6 protein-coding genes are annotated in these 6,758 nt (G+C 37.3%); all 6 read left to right on the top strand.

The genetic code is table 11. The features are described 5' to 3' along the window. Nucleotides 1-651, top strand: a 651-nt coding sequence (locus AC3AX0_RS05060; protein WP_487549221.1) for a CoA transferase, incomplete at its 5' end; no start/stop codon positions are given. A 121-nt stretch (nucleotides 652-772) separates the two neighbouring features. Continuing rightward, nucleotides 773-2,320 carry an acyl-CoA carboxylase subunit beta gene (locus AC3AX0_RS05055; RefSeq protein WP_487549220.1) on the top strand — a complete coding sequence of 516 codons (1,548 nt, stop codon included), beginning with the start codon at nucleotides 773-775 and terminating at the stop codon, nucleotides 2,318-2,320. An 11-nt stretch (nucleotides 2,321-2,331) separates the two neighbouring features. After that, the gene (locus AC3AX0_RS05050; protein WP_487549219.1) at nucleotides 2,332-2,688 is read left to right on the top strand and encodes an OadG family protein; all 357 of its coding nucleotides are present in this window, start codon (nucleotides 2,332-2,334) and stop codon (nucleotides 2,686-2,688) included. Between the two features lie 43 nt (nucleotides 2,689-2,731). Further along, the gene (locus AC3AX0_RS05045; RefSeq protein WP_487549218.1) at nucleotides 2,732-3,112 is read left to right on the top strand and encodes a biotin/lipoyl-containing protein; all 381 of its coding nucleotides are present in this window, start codon (nucleotides 2,732-2,734) and stop codon (nucleotides 3,110-3,112) included. A gap of 15 nt (nucleotides 3,113-3,127) precedes the next feature. Continuing rightward, complete coding sequence (locus AC3AX0_RS05040) at nucleotides 3,128-4,240, top strand: sodium ion-translocating decarboxylase subunit beta (protein ID WP_487549217.1); 1,113 nt, start codon at nucleotides 3,128-3,130, stop codon at nucleotides 4,238-4,240. A 430-nt stretch (nucleotides 4,241-4,670) separates the two neighbouring features. Further along, the coding region (locus AC3AX0_RS05035; RefSeq protein ID WP_487549216.1) for a glutamate synthase central domain-containing protein at nucleotides 4,671-6,758 on the top strand (2,088 nt) is incomplete at its 3' end.

Below are 6,758 nucleotides of genomic sequence, written 5' to 3'. Positions count from 1 at the left end.
GGAGCGTTATACAGGAAAAAGGATACAGGCAAAGGAGAGCGAATAGACATTTCCATGCTTGACTGTCAGGTATCCATCCTTGAAAATGCCATAGCGAGATATACTGTGTCAGGAGAACTTCCGCAACCTTTGGGAAACAGGCATGCGACAATAGCTCCGCTAGAACCATTTATGACAAGAAACAGCGAAATAATGATAGGTGTTGGAAACGATAAGCTTTGGGAAGTGTTCTGCAGGGCTGTTGAAAGAGAAGACTTAATAGATGACTACAGGTTTTTCAGCAATGAAAAAAGAGTGGAATACTATCACGAACTTAAACCTATAATGAATAAGATTTTCATAGAAAATACTACTGAAGAGTGGCAGCAAATATTGGATGATGCGGGAATACCCAACAGTCCAATAAATACAATAGACAAGCTTTTGGAAAACGAACAGCTTAAGGAAAGAGAGATGTTCTCTCATATTCATCATCCTGTTGCTGGTAATGTACTGGCACCGGCTTCTCCGGTCAAATATTCAGAGAACCCCAACGACATAAGGGAAGCGTCACCTTTATTAGGACAGCACAGTATGGAAATTTTGACGGGAAAATTAAATTTGAGTCAAGATGATGTGAAGAAACTAATAAAAAAAGGCATTATTAAATAATTTGTTAATTAAATATGAATATTTTATAAAAGTTCATGCATTTATTCACAATATATTGACTTTTAATTAAAATAATAGTATTTTATTAAGATATATTCAATTAGAATAGGAGGTAACAAAATTGCCAAATCAAAAACTAGACCAGCTGAAAGAAAAAAAAGATGCTTTAAAGCTGGGCGGCGGAGTAAAAGGAATTGAAAAACAACATAAGAATGGGAAGTTTACTGCTAGAGAAAGAATTGAAAAATTACTCGACGCAGGCAGTTTCGTAGAAGTAGGCGGATTTGTAGAACACAGATGTGTCAACTTCGGAATGGAGAAAAAACAAGCTCCAAGTGAAGGTGTTGTAACAGGATACGGTGCAATTGACGGCAGAATTGTATATGTATTTGCCCAAGATTTTACAGTTATTGGTGGTTCACTAGGAGAAATGCATGCTGCCAAGATTGTAAAGGTTCAGCAAATGGCCCTCAAAGTGGGAGCACCAATTATCGGAATCAATGATTCGGGTGGAGCGAGAATTCAGGAAGGTGTTGATGCACTTAAAGGATATGGAGACATATTTTATAACAACACTATAGCATCTGGAGTTATTCCTCAGATTTCAGTAATACTTGGACCATGTGCAGGTGGAGCTGTTTATTCACCAGCATTGACTGATTTCATCTTCATGGTTGAACACGTTTCAAAAATGTTTATAACAGGACCTCAGGTAATCAAGACTGTAACAGGAGAAGAAGTTACGGCCGAAGCACTTGGTGGAGCCATGACTCACAACAAGATAAGTGGTGTTGCCCAGTTCTATGACAATACAGAAGATGAATGTTTTGCAAAGATAAGACAGTTGCTTAGCTTCCTGCCTCAAAACAATCTTGAGACAGCACCAAGTTTCGAATCTTCAGATAATTTGAATAGAATAGATGAAGCATTAAATACTATAGTGCCTGAAAATCCAAATAAGGCATATGACATGAAAGAAGTTATTCATGCACTTTCTGACGGTGGAGAATTCCTTGAGTATCAGCCTTATTATGCTGAAAATATAATTACGGGTTTCATGAGATTGAATGGTAAAAGTGTTGGTGTAATAGCAAATCAGCCAAACAGACTTGCAGGATGTCTTGATATAAATGCATCAGACAAGGCGGCTCATTTTATTAGAACATGTGATTCTTTCAATGTACCATTGCTTACATTGGTCGACGTACCTGGCTTCCTTCCAGGAACAGGACAGGAATACAGTGGAATAATAAGACATGGAGCGAAAATGCTTTATGCATATCCAGAAGCGACAGTACCTAAGGTGACTGTAATAACGAGAAAAGCCTATGGTGGAGCATATATAGCTATGTGTTCAAGACATCTTGGAGCTGATGTAGTTCTTGGATGGCCTTCAGCTGAAATAGCAGTAATGGGACCATCAGGAGCAGCAAATATTATATTCAGAAAAGAAATTGCTGAAGCAGATGATCAAAATGAAATGAGACAGGAAAAAATTCAGGAATACACAGATACAGTAGCTAATCCTTATATAGCAGCAGCAAGAGGATATATAGATGATGTTATAGAACCATCTGAAACTAGAAAAAGAATAATCAGTGCTTTTGAAATGCTTGCTGGTAAGAGAGAATCAAGACCAGCCAAAAAACATGGCAATATGCCAGTGTAAGGAGTGATAAAATGTATGGTGACATAGTAACTATGGGAGATGCTGGAGTAATAACTTTATTCAGCATGGGAATAGTATTTGCAACTTTGCTTTTAATATCATTTGTACTGGATCTTTTCAAGGTAATATTCACTAAAAAGAAAGAAGAAAAAATTGAAAAGATAGATGAAGCACCAGTTGCACAAGCGACCCAGGCAGTAGTTGAAGAAGATGATGAGTTGGTAGCAGTTATTACTGCGGCACTTGCGGCTCACATTGGAAAAAGTACAGATCAATTGATAGTAAGAAGTATAGTTCAAACAGGCAATCAACAACCGGCATGGTCACAAGCCGGAAGAATGGAACTAATGCAAGGTAGTGCAAAATAATATATAAGAAGAACTACCTAAAACGATAGGAGGATTATAAAAAATGAAACAATATAATATTACGGTAAACGGGAAAACTTATGAAGTAGCAGTAGAAGAAATAGGTGGAGTTCCTAGCGCGCCTGTATTCAGTACACCAGCAGCACCTAGAGCTGCAGCACCAGTAGTGCCTAAAGCGGCACCGGCACCTGCGGTGGCACCAGCGGGTGGAGAAGAAATGGTATCAGCTCCAATGCCTGGAACTATACTTGATATTAAAGTAACTGAAGGACAGGCTGTAAAGGCTGGAGATATCCTTCTGATTCTTGAAGCGATGAAAATGGAAAACGAAATTGTATCACCGAAAGACGGAACGGTTAAAGGTATACATACATCAAAAGGAACTAGCGTAAGCAGCGGTGATGCTTTAATTACATTAGGTTAATAGGGAGGAATCCAAATGGGAGAAATATTACAACAATTTTGGTTAAGTACAGGATTCTCCGCAATTACATATAAAGAAATTATCATGATAATCATAGCTTGTACATTTTTGTATCTTGCTATAGCCAAAGGATATGAACCGTATTTGTTAATACCGATAGCATTCGGTATGTTGCTTGTTAACATGCCTTTGGCAGGTTTGATGGAAGATGAAGGACTTTTACACTATATATATTTAGGTACTGAAAAAGGTATTTATCCTCCATTGATTTTTCTTTGTGTAGGAGCTGGAACGGATTTTGGCCCTCTTATTGCCAATCCTAGAAGTATTCTTTTGGGAGCTGCAGCACAGTTCGGTATATTCTTTACTTTTATAGGAGCGATATTGCTTGGATTTGCAGGTCCTGAGGCAGCTGCTATAGGTATAATCGGAGGAGCTGATGGTCCTACAGCACTTTACTTGACATCTAAACTAGCGCCGGATTTACTTGGACCTATAGCGATAGCGGCATATTCATACATGGCACTTGTTCCAATAATACAACCGCCAATTATGAAACTTCTTACAACTGAAGAAGAAAGAAAAGTTAAGATGGAACAATTAAGACACGTATCAAAGACAGAAAAGGTTATTTTCCCTGTAGTGGTTACTATCTTCACAGTACTTCTTCTGCCATCGGCAGCGGCACTTATAGGAATGCTTATGTTCGGTAACTTGATTAGAGAATCAGGTGTGGTTCCAAAGCTTACTGAAACTGCTACGAATTCAATGATGTATATAGTTACTATTTTGCTTGGAATTACAGTTGGTGCTAAAGCACAGGCTGATCTATTCCTAACAGTTGGAACTATAAAGATAATAGTTCTTGGACTTGCTGCATTCAGTGTTGGTACTGCAACAGGACTTATCTTTGGAAAAATCATGTATAGAACAAGTGGTGGAAAAATCAATCCACTTATCGGAGCAGCTGGAGTATCGGCGGTTCCTATGGCAGCTAGAGTTGTTCAAAAGGAAGGTCAGAAGTACAATCCTTCAAACTACTTGTTGATGCACGCGATGGGACCAAATGTAGCGGGAGTTATTGGTTCTGCAGTTGCTGCAGGTGTATTGCTAATGTTCTTTGGTTAAATAGAATAAAATTAAATAGTAATGTAAGGAAAGAATTCGGATATGATTCGGATTCTTTTTTTATTCCCTAGACAACATATACTTTTTCACTGGAATATTTGAATATAGAGATAAGAGTGCTATAAAAAAACTTAAAATATGATCATAATTGTTATATAATAAGGAGAGAAAAATTTCATTGAATTAAATTTAAGTATTAAGGAAAACGTTGAACTTTATTATTGTTAAGAAATCGTAACAATAACCATATACAAAATACAAAAAGTAATGTTTTCCCGCACACAAATTGTTAATTGTATTTAAAATATGGAAAATTATATTGCATATACTGAGTTTTTAGTATAAAATGTTAAGAAATAGAAACAAATGTATTTAAAATAAATACAAGTGTATGCGCAGTGAGTTTTCACGAAAAGAAGGAGGAGTTTTTATGAAAAGTATAGGGTTACCTGGTCAACAAGGTCTTTACGACCCAAGAAATGAAAAGGATGCATGTGGTGTTGGATTTATTGTTAATGTGAAAGGTGAGTCCAGTTTTAACATTGTACAAAACGGATTGAGAATCCTTAAAAATATGGAACACAGAGGAGCGGTTGGTGCTGATCCGAAAACTGGTGATGGTGCAGGTATACTGACTCAAATTCCTGATGAGTTCTTTAAAATATACTGTGCAAATGATTCAATTGACCTGCCTGATGCAGGGGAATATGGAATAGGTATGATCTTTCTTCCAAAGGAACCTGCTCTAAGACTTCAATGTGAAGGTATTGCTGAAAGAGTAGTGGCTGAATCGGGACACAAGACTCTTGGTTGGAGATTTGTTCCTACTGACCAAAAGAGCATTGGTGAGACGGCAAGAGGAACAGAACCCGTTATCAGACAGGTATTTGTGAAAAAGGTTAAAAACATAGATTGGGATACTTTTGAAAAAGAACTATTTTTAATAAGGAAGAGAATAGAAAATGAAATAGAAAAACTTCTTGTGAGAAACAAGGAATATTTCTATATCTGCTCTCTTTCATCTAGAACCATAGTATACAAAGGTCTCTTGTTGGCAGATCAGATAGAAAAATATTATCTTGATCTTAATGATATTAACTACAAGAGCAGCATGGCCCTTGTACATCAAAGATTCAGTACCAATACATTCCCTACATGGGACTTGGCTCAGCCTTTTAGATATCTTGCCCACAATGGTGAAATTAATACAATCAAGGGCAATAGGAACTGGATGGAAACAAGGGAAGGTGTCTTGACTTCTGAAGTTTATGGAGAAGACATTAACGACCTGTATCCTATTTTACAGAAAGATAAAAGCGACTCGGCATCTGTAGATAATGCATTTGAGTTCATCAAGCAAAATGGAAGAACGAATGCCCATACCTTGATGATGCTTATTCCTGAAGCTTGGGAGAATGACCAGCATATGTCTAAAGAGAAGAAGGCATTCTATGAATACCATGCGGCAATGATAGAACCTTGGGATGGCCCTGCGGCTATGTACTTTTGTGATGGAATTCAGGTAGGAGGAACACTTGATAGAAACGGTCTAAGACCTGCTAAATATATAATTACAAATGATGATACTGTAGTAATGGCGTCGGAATTTGGAGTTCTGAAGTTTAAGCCTGAAGACATTCTTAAAAAAGGAAGTCTAAGACCAGGCGAAATGCTTATGATAGATACAAAGAGAAAGGAAATATTCTTTGATGGGGAAATAAAGGACAGCGTGTCTAAGAAGATGGATTATGTATCCTTTGTTGAAAACAACAGATTGAAATTTGCAGACCTCCCTGATGCGAGCATGTCACACGATATCCTGAGCAGCGAACAACTTCTTGAAAAGCAGAAGTTTTTCAATTATTCAATGGAGGATATGAGACATATACTTAAGCCTATGGCTGAAACTGGCAAAGAGTCTATTGGCTCAATGGGTAATGACACTCCGCTGGCTGTATTATCAAACAAATCTCAATTGATGTTTAGCTACTTCAGACAACTTTTTGCACAGGTTACAAATCCTCCTATCGACCCTATCAGAGAAGGCGTTGTAATGTCTATTACAAATTTCATAGGTACTCAGGAGGATATTCTTCACAAGGAAAATCTAAACAATAAATATGTACTTGTGGATTCTCCGATAATAAATAATGAAGAGATGGACAAGTTGAAATCACTCAGAAATGAAGATTTTAAATCTTCGGTAATTCCTATTACATTCAAAGCAGACAGTGGTATAACAGGCTTTAAGAATGCCCTTGATCTCATATGTAAAAGAGCTCTTATTAGGGTTCAAGAAGGATACAATATCATAGTATTGTCCGATGCCAAGGTTGATAGCTATGAAGCGGCAATTCCTTCACTGTTGGCGGTGTCTGCAGTTCATCATTACCTTATCGATAATAAGTTGAGATCGAAAATCTCAATTTTAGTTGAAGCGGGAGATGCAAGAGAAACTACTCATTTTGCTCTTCTTAACGGTTATGGTGCAAGTGCTGTTAATCCATATATGGCCATT

The sequence above is a fragment of the Dethiosulfatibacter sp. genome, from assembly GCF_983023055.1.
The sequence above is the reverse complement of the archived record's forward strand: the minus strand, read 5'-3'. Positions and strand labels throughout refer to the sequence as shown.

Excerpts from the sequence above, each read along its gene's own strand:
- AC3AX0_RS05050 (WP_487549219.1), top strand. The coding sequence starts at position 2,332 with ATGTATGGTGACATAGTAACTATGGGAGATGCTGGAGTAATAACTTTA.
- AC3AX0_RS05045 (WP_487549218.1), top strand. The coding sequence starts at position 2,732 with ATGAAACAATATAATATTACGGTAAACGGGAAAACTTATGAAGTAGCA.
- AC3AX0_RS05040 (WP_487549217.1), top strand. The coding sequence starts at position 3,128 with ATGGGAGAAATATTACAACAATTTTGGTTAAGTACAGGATTCTCCGCA.